16 protein-coding genes are annotated in these 18,385 nt (G+C 50.5%); 9 read left to right on the forward strand and 7 right to left on the reverse strand.

Features of this window, described 5'->3' with window-relative positions; genetic code table 11:
• Positions 1-71: 71 nt before the first annotated feature.
• Both IMCC21906_RS12035 and IMCC21906_RS16390 read left to right on the forward strand, forming a co-directional pair.
• Complete coding sequence (locus IMCC21906_RS12035) at positions 72-2,924, forward strand: hypothetical protein (RefSeq protein WP_047012375.1); 2,853 nt, start codon at positions 72-74, stop codon at positions 2,922-2,924.
• Positions 2,925-2,990: 66 nt separating this feature from the next.
• Positions 2,991-4,286, forward strand: coding sequence for an OmpA family protein (locus IMCC21906_RS16390; RefSeq protein WP_052763516.1), 1,296 nt, complete (start codon positions 2,991-2,993; stop codon positions 4,284-4,286).
• Between the two features lie 199 nt (positions 4,287-4,485).
• Here the strand turns inward: IMCC21906_RS16390 and dinB are convergent, their stop codons facing one another.
• Complete coding sequence (dinB, locus tag IMCC21906_RS12045; protein WP_047013390.1) at positions 4,486-5,577, reverse strand: DNA polymerase IV; 1,092 nt, start codon at positions 5,575-5,577, stop codon at positions 4,486-4,488.
• 198 nt (positions 5,578-5,775) lie between these two features.
• Between dinB and IMCC21906_RS12050 the strand changes: the two genes are divergently transcribed.
• Positions 5,776-6,177 carry a hypothetical protein gene (locus IMCC21906_RS12050; protein WP_047012376.1) on the forward strand — a complete coding sequence of 134 codons (402 nt, stop codon included), beginning with the start codon at positions 5,776-5,778 and terminating at the stop codon, positions 6,175-6,177.
• Between the two features lie 77 nt (positions 6,178-6,254).
• Here IMCC21906_RS12050 and IMCC21906_RS12055 read toward each other — a convergent pair whose 3' ends face one another.
• The gene (locus IMCC21906_RS12055; protein ID WP_047012377.1) at positions 6,255-6,545 is read right to left on the reverse strand and encodes a DUF1244 domain-containing protein; all 291 of its coding nucleotides are present in this window, start codon (positions 6,543-6,545) and stop codon (positions 6,255-6,257) included.
• Between the two features lie 190 nt (positions 6,546-6,735).
• On the opposite strand from IMCC21906_RS12055, the gene IMCC21906_RS16875 reads away from it, so the two are divergent.
• The 3 genes from IMCC21906_RS16875 to IMCC21906_RS12070 all read left to right on the forward strand — a co-directional run bounded on the left by IMCC21906_RS16875 (position 6,736) and on the right by IMCC21906_RS12070 (position 10,781).
• Positions 6,736-7,308, forward strand: coding sequence for a hypothetical protein (locus tag IMCC21906_RS16875; protein ID WP_052763517.1), 573 nt, complete (start codon positions 6,736-6,738; stop codon positions 7,306-7,308).
• Between the two features lie 300 nt (positions 7,309-7,608).
• A complete protein-coding gene (locus IMCC21906_RS12065; protein WP_047012378.1) occupies positions 7,609-9,642 on the forward strand; it encodes a choline BCCT transporter BetT in 2,034 nt (677 codons plus the stop codon).
• Positions 9,639-10,781, forward strand: coding sequence for a hypothetical protein (locus IMCC21906_RS12070; RefSeq protein WP_052763518.1), 1,143 nt, complete (start codon positions 9,639-9,641; stop codon positions 10,779-10,781). The genes IMCC21906_RS12065 and IMCC21906_RS12070 overlap by 4 nt, the downstream gene beginning before the upstream one ends.
• A 62-nt stretch (positions 10,782-10,843) precedes the next feature.
• On the opposite strand, the gene sat is transcribed toward IMCC21906_RS12070, so the two are convergent.
• Positions 10,844-12,034: a sulfate adenylyltransferase gene (gene sat, locus IMCC21906_RS12075; protein ID WP_047012379.1), complete on the reverse strand. Its 1,191-nt coding sequence runs from the start codon at positions 12,032-12,034 to the stop codon at positions 10,844-10,846.
• Positions 12,035-12,107: 73 nt separating this feature from the next.
• Entirely contained in the window at positions 12,108-12,719 is a 612-nt protein-coding gene (gene cysC / locus IMCC21906_RS12080; RefSeq protein WP_047012380.1) for an adenylyl-sulfate kinase, read from the reverse strand.
• A gap of 151 nt (positions 12,720-12,870) precedes the next feature.
• Here cysC and IMCC21906_RS12085 point away from each other — a divergent pair, with 151 nt between their 5' ends.
• Positions 12,871-13,776: a LysR family transcriptional regulator gene (locus IMCC21906_RS12085; protein WP_047012381.1), complete on the forward strand. Its 906-nt coding sequence runs from the start codon at positions 12,871-12,873 to the stop codon at positions 13,774-13,776.
• A gap of 44 nt (positions 13,777-13,820) precedes the next feature.
• Here the strand turns inward: IMCC21906_RS12085 and trmH are convergent, their stop codons facing one another.
• Positions 13,821-14,480, reverse strand: coding sequence for a tRNA (guanosine(18)-2'-O)-methyltransferase TrmH (trmH, locus tag IMCC21906_RS12090; protein ID WP_231580262.1), 660 nt, complete (start codon positions 14,478-14,480; stop codon positions 13,821-13,823).
• Positions 14,481-14,512: 32 nt separating this feature from the next.
• The gene (locus IMCC21906_RS12095) at positions 14,513-14,935 is read right to left on the reverse strand and encodes a hotdog fold thioesterase (RefSeq protein WP_047012383.1); all 423 of its coding nucleotides are present in this window, start codon (positions 14,933-14,935) and stop codon (positions 14,513-14,515) included.
• Between the two features lie 128 nt (positions 14,936-15,063).
• Between IMCC21906_RS12095 and IMCC21906_RS12100 the strand changes: the two genes are divergently transcribed.
• Both IMCC21906_RS12100 and IMCC21906_RS12105 read left to right on the forward strand, forming a co-directional pair.
• Positions 15,064-16,212 carry an acyl-CoA dehydrogenase family protein gene (locus IMCC21906_RS12100; RefSeq protein WP_047012384.1) on the forward strand — a complete coding sequence of 383 codons (1,149 nt, stop codon included), beginning with the start codon at positions 15,064-15,066 and terminating at the stop codon, positions 16,210-16,212.
• A gap of 303 nt (positions 16,213-16,515) precedes the next feature.
• On the forward strand, positions 16,516-17,523 hold the full coding sequence (locus tag IMCC21906_RS12105) for a YheT family hydrolase (RefSeq protein ID WP_047012385.1): 1,008 nt from the start codon (positions 16,516-16,518) through the stop codon (positions 17,521-17,523).
• Here IMCC21906_RS12105 and IMCC21906_RS12110 read toward each other — a convergent pair.
• Positions 17,505-18,368: a CoA ester lyase gene (locus IMCC21906_RS12110; protein ID WP_047012386.1), complete on the reverse strand. Its 864-nt coding sequence runs from the start codon at positions 18,366-18,368 to the stop codon at positions 17,505-17,507. The two genes, IMCC21906_RS12105 and IMCC21906_RS12110, sit on opposite strands and share 19 nt — an antisense overlap.
• Positions 18,369-18,385 lie beyond the last annotated feature (17 nt).

Consider the following 18,385-nt stretch of genomic DNA (forward strand, 5'->3'; position numbering starts at 1 on the left):
ACTTATACCATAAGGCACTAAAAACCTCTTAATAATCTGCAACACAGTCGAACTCTCCTGGAGGGGGATAAATGAAAACCTTTAAGCATGCCCTAACGTTAGCGCTCGCCGCTGGCCTGCTATCCGCTTGCGGCGGTGGCGGTGGCTCAAACAGTCCCGACAGACCGGGACTTCGATTAGACCCCGAAACCCTTCGTATTGAGTTCCCCAATGGCAATATTCTAGCCGGCACTGGCAATGCCATGATCCAAGCCCGTATGCTGGCTCTTCAAACAGACGGTATTGAAGATAATCAAACCCCTGAGCTGAACGTAACAGCTGATACTAACTGGAGTATTACAGGTTCTGACAATGACCCTGTTGTTGCAGCAGTAGCCGATGAAGTTCGTGACGCAGGCTCACTGGGCAATGTCATCGATATTCTCAGCACTATTCGCCTGACAACGGCCGACACAACTAAGAATCTAGCCTTGGCGGGTAGCTATAGTTTTAGCGGTCAGACCTACAACTTATCATCGCCCTTTAGTGTGCGTCCGCCTATCCCAAATGGCCCAGCCTTTATCAGTGGCCCAGGCGCTATTGCACTAGACCCACTAAATGATGTTGTTCCAGATGACGTCGCATATCAGTTGTTACAACCACTGAAAGAAATCCCAACACCTGAAAACCAAACAGGTACAGTACGCTTCTGTTCTGACAGTGATTTCTTAGCCTTCAATGGCAATCAGCCTTACACTCAAGGCTCAGCTCCGGCAACCATTACCAATCCATTCTTTGGTAATGACGATAACCAAACCGTCGTGGTTACAGTTCAGGTTATCGACCCTGATTTCGATTGTGATGAAATTGGTGAGACCCAAGTTGGCGGTACTGACGAAAATCCGATTTTTCTGTCACCGGACTACACCAAAACTGTTCAGCTGATCCCTGCCGTTGTTCAAGCGGGCGGTGTCACTATCTGCGGTATCATCAACCCTGAAGTTGACGCCTGCGGTACTGATGGCACGTTTAACGATGCAAGCTATCTCAGCGATTGTCGCGGCCTAAACAGCACCAGCATTGATGTACCTGCTGGCGAAAATCTGCAAATGGTTGCACGCTTAAACTACACCAACCCAAGTAACGGCAACCAACCTGCCTTCACTGACTATCGCTGTGCCGCAAGCGGTCGCCTGACATGGTCTGCCGACGGTGACCCAATCTTTGATAATGGTTTAGATGCTGACGACGGTTCTGCCAGCTTTATCAGCCGCAGTGAATTCCTGGATATTGCAGATAGCAACCCAAGTTCTGACGTCACCGGCAGCTTCGACAACAACAATGGCAGCCCTGCTATCACCGATTCCTTAACGCTAAATCTGGTTGATTCAACGGTTAGTGATATTGAAATTGTGCAGGTCGATCCAGACCCAAATGCGCCTAACACGATCTTCCTGAACATTCTGCAAGAAGATCTGGATTACCGTGCCCAGTGTACCTTTGGCGAAAGTAACCCCGTTACCGCTACGTGTTCTGACGCCTGTGTAAGCTGGAGTGTAGAAGATGAAGACTTACTAACGGTTAATCCTGAAACAGGCTCAACGACGACTGTTTCTTCCACTGACGGCAGCACCGTCGGCAGCGCCGATCTTATCGCTACTTACACTTGCGCACCCGGTATCAATGACACTCAAGAGATCACCACCGTAGACGATCCCGTGGTTGAGCTGCATCTCTTACAGGTATCTAACGCCAACGAAGACCCCGAAGTTCGCAATGTCGATGCCTTCTCTTGTGTTGGTAGAACTGACTTGGTCGGCACCCTTGCCGACGGCGAGACCTTTATTAACGGTAGCCAGCAATTCTATGCTCACGCCCTGTTCCAAAGCGAAGCTATGAATCTGAGCGATGAAGAGCGAGCCAACCTCGACCCATCAACACTGCCAGACGTTAGCGGTGCGGATGCTGTTGTCTTCTCTGCATTGCCAGGCTATGCCAACGGCGACGGTAGTTGTGCAACCGCATTGGGTCTTGAGCTTCCAGATCTTCCCGGTAGCGGTGGTGGTGACGGCGATGGTTCTCTCTTGTCTGGCATTCCCATTCTAGGCGGTCTCTTGGACTTCTATCTTGGCGATGTAATCGACATCTTAACCATCCCCTTAGACTCACTCCCCGGCCTACCTGGCGGCGGTGATGGTGGCTTTGGCGCCGGTCCTGCGGCAAGCTTCTCCGGTGAAATGAAAGGTCAGCTACAAGCCAATGGCCAGCTTCGTCTCAGCACAGTCTGTATCCAAAGCTTTATCGATAATGATGGCAGCGGCGGGCTAACAGAGGGTGATGACCTAGCCCAAGAAAGCTCTTCGGTTTTAGTGTTACCTGCAGCCGATGACAACCTGCTGAATTTCTCCAATGAGTTGTGTGAAATTCTGGAGCCTGCGTTAACCTTGGGTGCTGGCACGCCTGCTTCAGGTATTGTACCTGCAGGTATTGTAGTGCCGCTGGTATATGGCGTGAGCTTAATTGCCGATCCCGTGCTTAACGTTCTGGATGACACCGTACCCACTGAAGACATCCTGAATGCGCTGATTACTGGTAGCTTCTCTGACCTCAGCATTCCTGGTCAGCCAGAATTCACCGATGCACCCTTTGGCTTGGGCTTCCTAACCAATGGACTACTGAGCGGCACAGGCGCAACACCGGGACTTGAGCCCACACTAGTTGATGCCTTAGACTCTTGCTTAATTGACCCATTGACACTAAGTGTTAACTCACTTCTGACTGGTTTGCTGACCCTTGATCCTGGGGCACTAGGCGACATAGCAGACAGTGGTTTCTCTCCTGCAGAGTGCGCAGCTATCTTTGGCGATGTGCTTCCAGGAGACGGTATCGGGTTACCAGATTTACCCGGTGCGCCAGGCATTCCCCTGCCGCTACCGACGCCTTAATAAGCTCTTCTAACGCGACCCACTGGGTCGCGTTTTTATAATTAACTACAAATGGAGACCCAATAGATGAGCAAGTTGCGTAACTGGACGATTGCCCTTGCTTTAGGCTGCACAGCTATTTCGGGACACAGCCAAGAAGACGACGAGCGCACCTACGACAACCGCTGGCGACTTCACGGCATGGCGGGCTCGATGGTAGCCGATGACTCCGACTACGATACCGGTTTTGAATACAAAATCGGTATCGGTAAGCCCATCAGTCGCTATGTCATGCTGGACTTACAAGCCAACTTTGGCGAACTAGAAACAGAAATTGGTGATCAATACGAACGCGCCGTTGGTGGCTTAGATGTATTGTTCTTCCCTGCCCGGGCCTTTGAACTAGATTCCCGCGCGTTTCAGCCCTTCTTTGGTGTTGGTGCCACCTACCATGAAATCGACTTTTTAGGTGCCACCGAGTCAGGTTTCGGTACCGACATGATTGCCGGTTTTATGTACAAACTGGATCAAGTCGAGTTTCGTGCAGAACTGCGCTACCAGGTCGACAATATCGAAGAAGAGCCGCCCATTCAGGACGACACCTTCTATACCTATGGCGCAATGCTCGGTGTCTCTATTCCGCTGGGCGAAAAACCCTTGCCATATAACTACGACTCCGATGGCGATGGCGTACCAGACCGCTTGGATAAGTGCCCTAACACCCCTCGGGGAACGCGGGTAGATTCCGATGGTTGCCCATTGGATAAAGACGGTGATGGCGTCCCCGACTTCCGGGATAAATGTCCAAACACCCCTCGCGGTGCCAAAGTTAACGTAGATGGCTGCTCCATTGACGATGACCGTGACGGCGTACCCAACGATATCGACCAGTGTCCGAACACCCCTTACGGAACCCCAGTTGATGCCAAAGGCTGTGCGTTGGATTCGGATAGAGACGGCGTACCTAACAAGATTGACCAATGTCCAGGTACCCTGCCCAACATGAAGGTTAACTCTCGTGGCTGCGTCATTTCGCAAACGGTAGAACTGAGCGGTGTTCACTTTGAGTTTGATAAAGCACGCTTGACGCTGGACGCTAAAACAGTTCTGCGTAAGGTGTCTGAGTCACTCAATAATGAGCCTGATGTGAAAATCATCATAATGGGCCACACCGACTCAATGGGTAGCGATGCTTATAACAAGCGTCTATCTCAAGAGCGTGCTCAATCTGTGGTGAACTACCTCTCGACACAAGGTATTAGCAGCAGCCGTATGCAAGCCATTGGTTACGGTGAGAGCAAACCGGTGGCCAGCAACAGCACTGACGAAGGTCGCGAACGCAACCGCCGCGTTGAGCTTCAGGTTATTTCACCTAATCAGTAACAGGCGACACTAAAATGATAAGGGCGGCTGATAAGCCGCCCTTTTTTTTCGCCTGTATATTTAATGCCCTATCGCCCTCTTAACGTTCGCCAATAACAACCGTTACGACATCCCTCTTTAGGATTTTTATCATCAGTTGCAACGAGTAAAATCCTGTCCACACGCCTCGGGTGCCAAGCTGGCTCGATACAGCAGCACATTAAAAAGTGTTATTAGACTTAGGGAAGTCTAGAGGAATTTGACGGTCCAGCTGCGAGTTCTCAGCTTCGTCCTTAAAACGTAAACCGACACCCAACAAACGAACAGGTTGATTCAGCCTACCCCACGCCTGGCGTGTCAAATCATGGTACACCGACATATCAGGTACCGCGCAATCTACCCGCCGCTCCACAGTGGTCGTTTGAAAGTCACTGCTTTTAAGTTTTACAAAGGCGCCACATATTTGCTCTTTAGAAGTGCTGGCTTTTTCCATTCGGGACTCCAACCGAGACAGCAAAGCCTCCACCTGCATCAACGCCATCGCCTCCGTGGGCAAATCCTCAGGATAAGTATGCTCCACACTGAGGGATTTTCGCTGCCGACGAGTCTGCACCGGACGCTGATCATCTCCTCTCGCGCAGTGATACAAATGTTGACCAAACTTTCCAAACTGCCGTACTAATTCATGTAATGGAATATTGAGAATATCGGCACCGGTACGCAAGTCAGACTGATGAAGGCGTTGGGCCATCACCTTGCCAACGCCGTGAATTTTTTCTACCGGCAGCTGGGCGGCAAACCTGGCCGCATGATCGGGAGCAATCACCATTAAACCATCTGGCTTATTCCAATCACTGGCCACTTTTGCCAGAAATTTATTACCCGCCACACCGGCAGAAATAGTGATACCCACTTCCTCTACAACGGCGCGGCGAATTTCCTCGGCAATCCGGGTAGCACTGCCCTGACAATGTGGGCTCTCTGTCACATCCAGATAAGCCTCATCTAAAGATAAGGGCTCTATGACATCGGTATAGCGCAAAAATATCGCTCTGACCTGTTCAGCAGCTTTCCTGTACTTGTCCATAGAGGGAGGAATAACCAACAAGCCAGGACAGAGCTTTTTGGCTTGCCCAGTAGGCATGGCAGAGCGAACGCCATAACTCCGAGCCAGATAATTGCAGGTAGCAATCACCCCTCGACGGTCCGAGTCACCACCAACCGCCAAAGGTAAAAAGCGTAACGAGGGATCATCCCGCATCTCCACTGAGGCGTAGAAGCAATCGCAGTCGCAATGAATAATTTTCCGCATCAGCAACAAATACTGGTTATTTAAACAGCAATCTAGCAAATTCGGTATGGGATGTCACCGCTCCAGGGCGTTATACTGTGCAAAACTTCATCGCAAACTTGCGACGCGCTTTAATAGCCCGTTTGCAGGGGTTAGCCTTAAATGTCGCTAACCTATGTATGCAGAGGTTTCTTCATTTTTTTAACCGAGATCCCGATAATGTCAGTAAACGACTGGACGCCAGACACACAGCTCGCCCAGCAACAAATTGATTCTCAGTGGCTCAAAAAGTGTATTGCCATGAGTCAGGCAAACGCGCTGGAAACCATGGCGGAGCAAATAGATGCAGCCGATCTAAGGGAAAAAGCGGCGTATATGCGCCTCCCCCCAGAACAATGGCAGGCAGCGACCACCCATTTTAATAACGATGAACTCATCGCCTTAATTCGATTTTTTACCCGGGCAGAAATGCTGCTAAGCGGCTGGGAGGCAGGCAACAGCTCTCCTGTTATCGCCCTTAATAAAGCGCTTCGCCAACGGGGAGAAAAACTATCAAAAGAAACGTTGTTATGGATTAGGGCCAATAGCGATAACCGCTATATTCCCAATGGCGCCCTATAACAGACGGCTTAAAGCAAAAGCGGTTAGCAGGCACGCCCCCTTACACCCCCTAAGAGGGCTACTGTCAGTACTGCCGGCTACTTTTGTTTGTTCTCAAACGCTGCCATTTGCTCTGCAGAGGCCTCAGCCTGGTAAAGCTTCTTCCATTCTGAATACGGCATGCCATAAACCCGCTCCCGGGCGGCCTCATAGTCTACCGTTTTACCCTGCTCCTCTGCCGCAGCCACATACCACTTAGACAGGCAGTTGCGACAAAAGCCCGCTAAATTCATCAAATCAATATTTTGAACATCTTTGCGCGCATCAAGGTGGGCAAGCAAACGACGAAAAACTGCCGCTTCAATCGCGTCGTTGTTGGTATCAGACATATTCTATTCCTCATTAATTTTTGCAAACGAGTCTATCCATTCTCGCAGAATTTGCTATGGTTTAGGTCAGTTGTAGTGATTAACGGCTAATAGCCTTAGATCTCGGGCTCAATTTTCTGTAACAGTATTGAGCTACGTTATAAACACTGGCCAGTGTCGTCGGCCAATCCAATGTTAAGAGGATAGCAAAATGGCGAATAAAAAAATGGATCCGGTCGCAATGATAAAGAAAGAGATCGAGGCGCTAGAAAAAAAGGTCGAAGCGCTGCGAGAGCGGTTAATGTCCGATGCCGACAAAGGTATTGAGCGGGCAAAAGCCCAATTAGAACGAGCCAAAACTAAGCTCAACACAGAACAGAATAAACTTAAAGAGTTGCAAGCTGCCGCCAAAAAGAATTTGGATGCTCGAGTACAGAAACAACTAGACCGGGCAAATAAAGCCGTCGATGCCGCTAAAAATCTCGAACTAGACGCCCAAGCTCTCCTTATTATGGGCAAAGATCATATCAAGGATTTACGAGAAGACTATCGCCAGGCAAAAGCCATGGCCAAAGCAGCCAAAGACGCTGCCAAAGAGTTTGACCAAAAAGCAAAAACAGCAGCAAAGAAATCACCCGCAAAAAAAACGCCTGTAAAGAAAGCACCTGCAGCGAAGAAGACCGTAGCGAAAAAGGCCGCGCCCAAGAAAAAAGCGCCGGCAAAGAAAGTCGCTACCGCTAAAAAGTCACCCGCAAAAAAAGCCGCCGTAAAAAAACAGTCCTAGCGCGTTGCATCACTCGTATCCGGCGCTACGGAGACGCTGCTCCGGAAAGTTAAACCCTGAGTTAAATCGCTTAACCGATTGGGCTACAGCCCAATCGGCATCGAATTCAGCTTTAAATGCGCTATTTGAGTTTATTTGGCCGAATAATTTGACATCCCCCCACGCTGTACTTTACTTCTATGTACTCCATATGTTGATTTTAGGAATATTCATCCTTCACTCAGGGACGACAATACCTTCTTAAAAATCAATCCTAATGCCGCCGGCAACTTCGCAAAAGAGGCGGGCATGTAGCAATATGTGCCCCATAGATATGCAAGCCAACGACAGCAAAAACAAAAATCCTTTCTCCAAAGATCATCTCAACCCCCCGTTTTTTTTGGTTCCGTTATTCTTATCTTTGCCATAGTTATCTATGGCGCGCTTATGCCAGAAAATGCGGGCGTGGTGTTCGGCCACGTTCAGTCTTGGATCGTAGACACGTTTGGCTGGTTTTACCTGCTGGCAGTAGCGATATTTTTGATTTTCTCGCTATATCTAGCCCTGTCTCACTACGGCGATATCCGCTTAGGGCCAGAACACTCCAAACCTGATTTCAGTTATGGCTCGTGGTTTGCCATGCTCTTCTCTGCGGGCATGGGGATTGGCTTATTATTCTATGGTGTGGCCGAGCCAGTACTGCATATGAATACGCCGCCAACCGGTGAGGGTCAGACGGTAAAAGCCGCCAGAGAAGCCATGTCGATTACCTTTTTTCACTGGGGTCTGCATGCCTGGGCCATCTACGCGGTGGTCGGACTATCATTGGCCTATTTCGGTTTTAGACACGGTCTGCCCCTAACCATTCGTTCATCGCTGTACCCTATTATTGGTGATCGAATTTACGGCCCCATCGGTCACACCGTCGATATTTTTGCCGTATTGGGCACCTTGTTTGGCGTTGCCACATCACTCGGCTTGGGGGTTATGCAGGTGAATGCCGGGCTGAATTATCTGTTCGGCGTAGAAGTCTCTACCACAGTGCAAGTGCTGCTCATCGTCATTATCACCGGCTTTGCCACAACGTCAGTGGTGGCAGGGCTAGACAGCGGTATCCGCAGGATAAGTGAACTGAACTTGGCGCTGGCAGCACTTCTCCTGCTGTACATCGTTTTTGCTGGCCCCACCCAACACTTATTTCAAGCCTTGATACAAAACACCGGCCACTACCTCACTACGGTAACTGAGCGTACGTTTAACCTTTATGCCTATGACCCTATCGAGTGGATGGGATCATGGACGCTCTTTTATTGGGGCTGGTGGATTGCTTGGTCGCCCTTTGTAGGGATGTTTATTGCCAGAGTATCTCGAGGCCGGACCATTCGAGAATTTGTCTGCGGTGTACTCTTTGTGCCGGTGGGCTTCACGTTTATCTGGATGACGTTCTTTGGCAACACGGCTATTGCCCTGGACTTCGGCACCGCCCAGGGCGCCATATCGGCGGCCGTAGACCAAGATGTCTCCACCGCTATTTTCAAGATGTTTGAATACCTTCCCTTAACAACGATTGCTTCTGGCGTAGCAACACTTTTAGTGGTGACCTTCTTCGTTACATCGTCAGATTCGGGATCGCTGGTTATCGACATGATTACCTCCGGTGGCAATCATGAACCCCCTGTGTGGCAACGTATATTCTGGGCCGTCACCGAAGGTCTGGTAGCCGCCGTCCTGCTACTGGCTGGTGGCTTGGGGGCGCTGCAAAGCGCCGCCATCGCCAGCGCCTTGCCCTTCACCTTTATTATGCTGCTGATTTGTTATGGCTTGATACGAGGCTTGCGTTTAGAAGGGCTTAAACGGGCAGCGGCAAACCAGTCTCGTCGTCCGGTATCGCCAATAGAAGCACCTTGGCAAGTTCGGCTGCGACGCATGGTGAGCTTTCCAGACCGGGAACAGGCCCTCGCGTTTCTTAACTCGGAAGTGCTTGATGCATTTACCGCTGTTAAGCGTGAAATGATCAAACACGATCGTCAATGCGAAATGCTCAGAGAAGCCACCAGCATCAACATTAAAATGCTGCATGACGATGAAGAAAGCTTTGAATACCACGTTGTCATGACAGCACACATCCACCCCAGTTTTGTCGTATCGGACCTGCATATGGACGAGAACAAACAGCGGCATTTTTATCGTCTTGAAGTCCACCTTAGCGAGGGCACACAACAATACGACATTATGGATTACAGTCGCGAGCAGATTATCAGTGATGTTCTCTCCCAATATAATCGCCATCTCATCTATTTAGATATGGCTCGCCCCGACTCAGACACAATTGTGCCAGAGGAGGCGCCAATATGAGGCATTCAGCGAATATCATCAGGGCCACCCTACTTGGCCCCTTACTCCTATCCGCCACGGCCAGTTATGCCCAAGACACGGATATCGCTGTAGGGGGTGCAGTGCGCTTTCAATACAGTTGGGAGGACTACGACGATGGCAACAGAGGTCGAGGGGGAGACCTCGACCTCGATACGGTGAGAATCAATTTCGACGGTGAAGTGAGCGGCTTAACGCTATCGGCTGAGCTGCGTTACTACCAATATATGGAAGTTATTCACCACGCCTGGCTTGGGTATGACTTTAACGAACAATGGCAAGGAAAACTGGGGATCAGTCAGGTTCCCTTTGGCAACCTCCCCTATAACTCCCACAGTTTTTTCTTTAGCAGCAATTACTATGTCGGGCTGGAAGACGATTACGATTTTGGTCTGCAATTTCTCTACGATAACGGCCGTATTAACAGTCAGGTCGCCTTATTTAAAAATGATGAACAAGGCGGTATCGATGGCTATGTCGATAATAGGAGTGATCGCTATTCCTACGACATTGTTGGCAACCGACCTGCTGGCGAGGGCAATTTTGACGAGCCCGGTGAACAGCTGGCAGAGAATAACACCGTTGTTTGGCGCTTTGCCGGGGACCTAAACCCCGACGAAGACGCGCGTAGCGAGCTGGGGTTTTCCATACTTCACGGCCAACTCAACAATGATCAAGAACAAGACAGCGGTGACTATCAAGCCTATGCCGTTCACATGGATAACCAGTATGGTCCCTGGAACTTACAACTCACCACAGGACATTACAAATACAACGTCGAGAACGGCTCGGAACGAATTGCCGTCGGCGCGTACTCCTTCTTTGACAGCATTGCCAGCGAGGCCGATATCCACAGCATCAACTTGGCTTATACTTGGAACAAGCCCATTGACGGGCTAGATAGCCTGACCTTCTACAGCGATAACAGCCTGATTAATGAAAAATCTGGCGGCTTACCGGACACGCAAATGCACGTCTTTGGGGTCGCCCTTAGCAAGGGCAAGTTATACACCTACTTCGACTTTATCATTGCCAAAAACCAGCCCTTTATTGGCGGATCGATAGCTGGCGATGACGATATGACCCAACGGCTGAATATCAACTTCGGCTTTTATTTCTAGCACTATCTGCCACAAACAAAAACGCCCCGCATTGCAGGGCGTTTGTTCAGCCAGACAACTATTTAGCTATCCAGCGTCTGATAGTAATCCATCAGAATTTTAGCCACTTCAGGACGCGAAAACTCAGGGGGGGGTGCAATGCCATTACCTAGCATTTCCCGCACTTTAGTGCCCGACAGCAGCACAAAGTCTTCTTTGTCGTGATCGGGAGCATCCCGCATCATCACCACTTTATCCAATTTTTTAGAATAAGCCGTGTGGTCTGCACGGTAGATTTCGATATCCAGTGCGCCTTCGGGGACTTTCTCATCGAAGATCGTCTGGGCATCGAAACCACCGTAATAGTCACCAACACCTGCATGGTCACGACCAACAATCAGTTGTGTACAGCCACAGTTTTGACGGAACACCGCGTGCAATACTGCTTCGCGAGGGCCAGCATAAAGCATGTCAAAACCGTAGCCGGTGATCATCACCGTGTTTTTGGGGAAGTACACATCTACCATTTTACGGATAGACGCATCGCGCACGTGGGCAGGAATATCGCCGGGTTTCAACTTGCCCAGCAGCATGTGAATCAGAATACCGTCGGTACCCAGATCTTCCATCGCCATCCGACACAGTTCTTCGTGGGCGCGGTGCATCGGGTTGCGCGTTTGAAAGGCAACCACTTTTTCCCAACCGCGCTCGGCGATTTCATTGCGAATCTCTACTGCCGTGCGGAAAGTATCCGGGAAATCACTTTGGAAGTAAGAGAAATTCAACACCTGAATAGGGCCGGACAAGACATTGTTGCCCTGAGCCTTAAAGGTTTGGACGCCGGGGTGATTGCCATCCAAGGTGCCAAAAATATTCTCAGCCATAACATCTATCTGCTTATCCGTTGCAGTATCAATGGCTTCGATATCCATAATGGCAAGTACAGGGTTGCCTTCTACATTGGGGTCACGCAGCGCCACACGCTGGCCAGCGCTCACGCCCTGCAGATCTTTTAACAGATTAAGAATGGGCACAGGCCAAAACAGACCGTCTTCAGTGTAAAGCTTCTCTGACACGCTCAAGGCATCGGCCAAGTTCATGTAGCCAGTGAGCGGGGTAAAGTAACCCGCGCCCAGCATCACTGCGTTCGCAGCGGCGGCAGAGCTAATCAGGATTGAAGGCAGGGTTTCTGCCTCAGTAATCAGGGCGTGGTGTTTTTCAGTGTCATAGACGAACAAAGGTTTCAGTTCGTCGGCGCCATGGGGCTTAATCATTTTGAGACTCCAGTTGCGTAACGCAGGTATAAAAATATCGAGCGCAGCGCCAGTATGGCGCTGCCGAACAAAATCAGATAATGCCTTGCTCTTTCAGTGCTGCCAGCAGCACTTCGACTTCTTCGTCCAGGCTCAGTTCGTGGCTGTTCAGAACAATCTCAGGGCTTTCTGGCGCTTCATAGGGATCATCAATACCGGTGAAGTTTTTGATCTCGCCAGCGCGGGCCTTTTTATACAAGCCTTTAGGGTCACGCTCTTCAGCAACTTCCAGCGGTACATCCACATACACTTCAATAAAGGGCATATCGCTTTCTGCATGCAAGGCACGAACATTGTCACGATCGGCACGGTATGGGCTGACGAAGCTGGACAGTACGATGACACCAGTGTCGACAAACAGCTTACCAATTTCGCCAATGCGACGAATATTCTCTGCGCGATCATCCGCACTAAAACCCAGATTTTTATTGATACCCAAACGGATATTGTCACCGTCTAAGCGATAGCAAAGGTGGCCTTTTTCCATCAATGCTTTTTCAAGTGCAACGGCAACGGTACTTTTGCCGCTGCCAGACAATCCTGTAAACCACAAGGTAGCGCCTTTTTGCTTGAGCAGCGCGTTGCGATCTTCACGGCTCACTTCGCCGTCGTGCCAATGAACATTGGTCGCTTTCACTTCAGTCATTTCACTTCCCCGTTATTAGAAGCTGCGCCATCGGCAGCGGAAACTGGCGAAATATTAATGCGCCTCGCTCTACAAGTAAAACGGGATATTGTTATACTCGCTATCGATAAATTCGATACTATAACCAACCACCATTATCGGGATAATCTTTGTGAAATTTAGTCTGCGCCAGTTAGAGGTTTTTTTAGCCGTTGCCCGCCACCAAAATGTGTCCAGGGCCGCTGACCAGCTTGCCATGTCCCAGTCTGCCGCCAGCGCTGCGCTGCAAACCCTTGAACGGAATTACGGTGTCAGCCTGTTTAGCCGTAAAGGCAATAAGCTCAGCCTCAACCCGGTCGGACACACGCTTCGGCAAGAAGCTGAAACCCTGCTCGGCCACTGTCAGCAATTTGATGACGCCTTAAAACGCCACGGCGAAATCGGCCATCTTAAAGTTGGCGCCAGCTTCACCATCGGCAATCATTTGGTGGTCCGTTATCTGGCTGACTATTTAACCGAATACCCAGAAGCCGATGTACAACTGCACACAGCGAATACTCCTGAGATTGTCGCCAAGGTTCTAAACTACGAGGTCGACGTGGGCATGATTGAGCGGGAAGTCCAACACCGGGAATTGGAGATGATCCCCTGGAAAGAAGACGAACTCATTGTGTTTTGCAGCGCCAATCACCCTCTTGCCAGTAAAAATACCCTGAGCAACAAAGACATTAAAGAAGCCAAATGGATTTTGCGGGAACCCGACTCCGGTGCCCGGCATACATTTGACCGGGCCTTGGCTGGGCTACTCCCAGAAATCAATATCTACCGAGAGTTCAAACACAATGAAGCAATTAAAAGTGCTGTCACCTCGGGCCTCGGTATAGGCTGCTTGTCTCGGGTGGTGTTACAGAACGATTTCCGCAACGGCGAGCTGGTGCCGTTAAAACTGGCCAAGCGAGATATGCGCCGACGCTTTTATATTGCCCTGCCCAAAAAGCGCCACCCCAAAGCCGCAGTAGAACACTGGATTAAACTCTGCAAAATCGCAGAGGCGGCGGATGACAACCACCCCAATTAAGCCTGTTCCTTAACTCGGCGCAGCTTGTTGAGCCAAGGTCGTTTTCAAGCCAAGGTCGCTTGCCCCGCTTTTACCTTGGCATTCCAGCCCGGTGCGTCTTCCAGCTCACCATCTTCACCCAAGGGTGGATACGCCAGGCCCCGTTGCTGACAAAACGCCGTTAACTGGGGGTGGGCCCATTCAAAAAACAACCGCTGATACTGCTCGGGCGATAAACGGCATTGATCATAACAACCCGCTTGCATGCGCTGATGCTGCGCCTCAGCCAAAATAATCCCCGCCGCGACGGACACGTTAAAAGACTGGACCATACCCATCATCGGAATAGTAATATGCGCATCGGCCATGTCAGCGGCCACTGCACTCACGCCGCGTTTCTCCGCGCCCAGCAAAATAGCGGTAGGGCCAGTGTAATCCACCTCTCGATAGTCCACCGAGTCATCCGCCAAATGGGCCGCCAGTATCTGTACACCTTGCTGCTTTAACGGAGCGATAGCACTCTCAATGGTTTTGTGGCGGTACATTTCAACCCAGCGCTGACTGCCCATGGCGGTGCCGCGAAAAGCTCTGTACTCATTGTCATCCACCACGCAATGCATGCTGGCAATCCCAACCGCATCGGCATTGCGCAACACCGCCGAAAGATTCCGGCCCTTGTGAACATTATCAGTCAGCAGGGTTAAATCCGGCTGTCGACGATCCAAAACCGCCCTCAGTTTTTGATATCGCTGCGGCGTCATGGGCGGGGAATAATTGCCATGGTAATCCGCGATACACAGGTAGTTTTACCCGCTTCATCGCAAATTTTAATGTCCCAAACTTGGGTGGTGCGACCGATGTGCGAGGGCGTCGCCGTGCCATACACCCGCCCACTTTCAACTTTACGAATATGATTGGCGTTAATCTCCAAGCCCACGCAACCAAGACCTTCCCCACAGGTGAGCGACGCCGCAATGCTACCCAGCGTTTCTGCCAATGCGACTGACGCGCCGCCATGCAGTATGCCGTAGGGCTGATGGGTACGGCTGTCCACTACCATCGAGCCTTTTAAATAATCGTCACCCACTTCTTCACAACGTATATCCAGCGTCTCCGCCAAGGTATTACGCAACTGGGCATTCAAAGCCTCAAGGCTGATGTCCTGCTTCCAAATAGACATTGATAACGCTCTCCTATCTTACCAATTGCTATGCGCCCAAATCGGTCTGGCGCAAGTTTCTGACAAATAAAGTTTACTCTGCTAACATGCTCAAATCGACGGCAAGTATAACCCTAAAGGAGTCGTTTATGATCACCATGCCTCGCACCGTTTATTCTGATGAGCACGAATTGTTTCGCAACTCTGTGCGTAAATTTTTAGAAACCGAAGCCGCGCCCTTCCATGCTCAGTGGGAAAAAGACGGCCAGGTAGATCGCAGCCTGTGGTTAAAAGCCGGCGAACAAGGGTTTCTTTGCCCCAGTATCGAAGAGGAATACGGCGGCTATGGCGCCGACTTTCGTTACCACGCCATCGTCAATGAAGAAATCGGCCGCTCCGGTTTAACGGGTATTGGCTGGGGGCTGCATTCTGATATCGCCGTGCCCTATGTGCAACGCTACGGCAGCGAAGCTCAAAAGCAAAAATACCTGCCCAAATGCGTCAGCGGCGAAATCGTCATGGCCATTGCCATGACCGAACCGGCCGCAGGCTCTGATCTCCAGGGAATTAAAACCAACGCGGTAAAAGACGGTGACGACTATATTATCAACGGCTCAAAAACCTTTATTACCAATGGTCAGCACGCCGACCTCGTAGTGGTCGTCGCCAAAACAGATCCTAAAGGCGGCGCAAAAGGCACCAGTTTGTTCCTGATAGAGGCCGGAATGGAGGGCTTTAGCAAGGGCTCTAATCTGGAGAAAGTGGGCATGAAAGCCCAGGACACTTCCGAGCTTTTCTTTCAGGACGTCCGGGTCTCCAAAGACCAGTTGCTAGGGGAAGAAGGCAAAGGTTTTGTCTATCTGATGCAAGACTTGCCCCAGGAGCGACTGAACGTGGCCATGGTCGCGGTCGCCAGCGCAGAAGCCACCATTGAGCAGACGATTGATTACGTTAAAGACCGTAAAGCCTTTGGCACCACGGTAGCGACTTTTCAAAACACCCAGTTCAAACTGGCTGAACTCGCCACCGAGGTACAAGTCGCCCGAGTCTATATTGACCGCTGTCTAGAGCTGCATTTAGAACAGAAATTTGATTCCGTCATGGCCGCGCAAGCCAAGCTGCTGTGCACCGACCTGCAATGCAAAGTCATTGACGAATGTCTGCAGCTCTTTGGCGGCTACGGCTATATGTGGGAATACCCCGTCGCCCGCGCCTTTGCCGATGCCAGAGTGCAACGCATTTATGCTGGTACCAATGAAATCATGAAGCTGATTATTGGCCGCGAGCTAGTGAAGTAAGCGGTTTTTTGCCGGACTTTACCACACCGTAAAGTCCGGCTTTCACCTAGATACCATCTCTCATACCCAGGCCTTCTACCCCATCTTTCTCTAGATTGGGCGAGCATACCGACTCGTGCCATACTCTAAGCAATCACAACATACTCTAGCCAATCACAATCAGCCAACATCGATTACGATCTCGATATTTGTCATCGTCAGCAGACTCTTATCCGCTATTTGCGGTCTTAAATATTGACCGTAATATAACGCCATATTTAAAAAATAACTGACGAGCATCCATATGAAGGGTTTCACATTTACATGAACAGCTACGCGCCGACAGGCTGGCTCCAAAACCCCCACGTGCAATCAGTACTGGCGTCGACCTTCCCTCGCAGGTTGCGCATTGCGCCATTGCTCCCTGCCTTTAACAAAGCGAGTAAAACGGTGGTACTCGATTGCGGCGACGGCCAACAGCTGTTGGGAGAATACAGCCAGCAAACCGGACGCAGCAAAGGATTAGTCACGCTCATTCACGGCTGGGAAGGCAGTTCCAAGTCCAGTTATATGTTGTCTTCAGGCGCCCAACTCTTTAATGCTGGTTACGATATTTTTCGTTTAAACCTGAGAGACCACGGCCCCAGTCACCACCTCAACAAAGAGCTATTCCACTCCGCCCGTTTACAAGAAGTGGTTGAAGCCGTGCGCTGCATTCACCAAACCTACCCCCACGACTGGCAATTTCTTGCAGGATTTTCACTGGGAGGAAACTTTGCGTTGCGGGTCGCGGCAAAAGCCGCCCAAGAAGGATTAAGCTTGCATCAAACCGTAGCCATATGTCCGGTGCTTAACCCCGCTAAAACCATGGCGGCGCTAGAAACTGGCTGGTGGGTTTACGAGCGCTATTTTGTTAAAAAGTGGAAAGCGTCGCTGCGTAAAAAACTCGCACTTTATCCCGAACTTAACTACGGCGAAAAATTGCTCAGCTTGAAAAATCTAAGCGACATGAATGAATATTTTGTACCCAATTTCACGCCCTACCCCTCTACTCAGGCGTATTTCAACGCTTATAGCTTGACCGGGGAAGTACTGGAAAGCCTAGACTCCCCCGCGCATATTATTGCCAGCAAAGACGATCCAATGATTTTGGCAGAGGATTTAGCGCAACTGGCAAACAATCCCAAACTGGATATAGAGCAGACTGAGTTTGGTGGCCACTGCGGTTTCTTAAAAAACTATCGCTTGGATAGCTGGCTGGATACGCGCCTAGTAGATGTGATTAACCACCGCCGCTACGCGGCGGCCGAAGCTCAGGCGTCGGCAATGTGACGACTGATATCCAATATGCGCTGAGCTTCTTCGACGTGCAAAGACTCCACTAGTTTGCCATCGACCAATACCACGCCCTTGCCTTCTCGCCGAGCCAGCTCCCAGCCAGCAATAATTTTTTCGGCATGAGCCACTTGCGCAGATGACGGTGAGAAAGCTTGATTAGCCGTAGCAATTTGCTTGGGGTGAATCAAGGTTTTGCCGTCAAAACCCAGCTCAAGGCCCTGCTCGCAGGCGCTGATCAAACCCGCCTCATCATTCAAATCGAGGTGCACACCATCAAATACATCAAGCCCCTCTGCTCTAGCCGCTGCCACACAGCGACTTAAGGAGAACAACATGCCCAACCGTGATGGGGTATGGGGCACCCGAAGATCTTTCGCCAAGTCCGAAGTCCCCAGTACAATTGCATCCATACGGGAATGAGCCGCGGCCACCTCTTCCACATTCAAGATGCCTTTTGGCGTTTCAGCCATTGCCCAAAGTTTGAGGTTTTCTGAGGCACCCGCGCCTTTAAGCACCTGCACCACGGCATGGATTTCAGCGGCACTTTCTACTTTTGGCAGACACAGGGCAACAATATCCGTGTCGGCAAAAGCCTGAATATCGTCCCGCCCCCATGGCGTATCAAAGCCATTCACCCGCACCACCAGCTGACGATGACCGTAGCCCCCTGCCATAACAGCGGCTTTCACTTGCTCTCTGGCCATCACTTTTTGGTCCGGCGCTACCGCATCTTCCAGGTCCAGAATCAGCACATCGGCGTCTAATGACTTGGCTTTTTCCAACGCGCGACTATTAGAGCCGGGCATATACAAAACAGAGCGGCGCGGCGTATAAGGCATAGTATTTCCCTGAGAAA

The organism is Spongiibacter sp. IMCC21906 (assembly GCF_001010805.1).
GTDB lineage: Bacteria > Pseudomonadota > Gammaproteobacteria > Pseudomonadales > Spongiibacteraceae > Spongiibacter.

Bases quoted from the DNA above. Each gene is read 5' to 3' on its own strand.
- IMCC21906_RS12035 (WP_047012375.1), top strand. From the start codon at position 72: ATGAAAACCTTTAAGCATGCCCTAACGTTAGCGCTCGCCGCTGGCCTG.
- IMCC21906_RS16390 (WP_052763516.1), top strand. From the start codon at position 2,991: ATGAGCAAGTTGCGTAACTGGACGATTGCCCTTGCTTTAGGCTGCACA.
- dinB (WP_047013390.1), bottom strand. From the start codon at position 5,577: ATGCGGAAAATTATTCATTGCGACTGCGATTGCTTCTACGCCTCAGTG.
- IMCC21906_RS12050 (WP_047012376.1), top strand. From the start codon at position 5,776: ATGTCAGTAAACGACTGGACGCCAGACACACAGCTCGCCCAGCAACAA.
- IMCC21906_RS12055 (WP_047012377.1), bottom strand. From the start codon at position 6,545: ATGTCTGATACCAACAACGACGCGATTGAAGCGGCAGTTTTTCGTCGT.
- IMCC21906_RS16875 (WP_052763517.1), top strand. From the start codon at position 6,736: ATGGCGAATAAAAAAATGGATCCGGTCGCAATGATAAAGAAAGAGATC.
- IMCC21906_RS12070 (WP_052763518.1), top strand. From the start codon at position 9,639: ATGAGGCATTCAGCGAATATCATCAGGGCCACCCTACTTGGCCCCTTA.
- sat (WP_047012379.1), bottom strand. From the start codon at position 12,034: ATGATTAAGCCCCATGGCGCCGACGAACTGAAACCTTTGTTCGTCTAT.
- cysC (WP_047012380.1), bottom strand. From the start codon at position 12,719: ATGACTGAAGTGAAAGCGACCAATGTTCATTGGCACGACGGCGAAGTG.
- IMCC21906_RS12095 (WP_047012383.1), bottom strand. From the start codon at position 14,935: ATGTCTATTTGGAAGCAGGACATCAGCCTTGAGGCTTTGAATGCCCAG.
- IMCC21906_RS12100 (WP_047012384.1), top strand. From the start codon at position 15,064: ATGATCACCATGCCTCGCACCGTTTATTCTGATGAGCACGAATTGTTT.
- IMCC21906_RS12105 (WP_047012385.1), top strand. From the start codon at position 16,516: ATGAACAGCTACGCGCCGACAGGCTGGCTCCAAAACCCCCACGTGCAA.
- IMCC21906_RS12110 (WP_047012386.1), bottom strand. From the start codon at position 18,368: ATGCCTTATACGCCGCGCCGCTCTGTTTTGTATATGCCCGGCTCTAAT.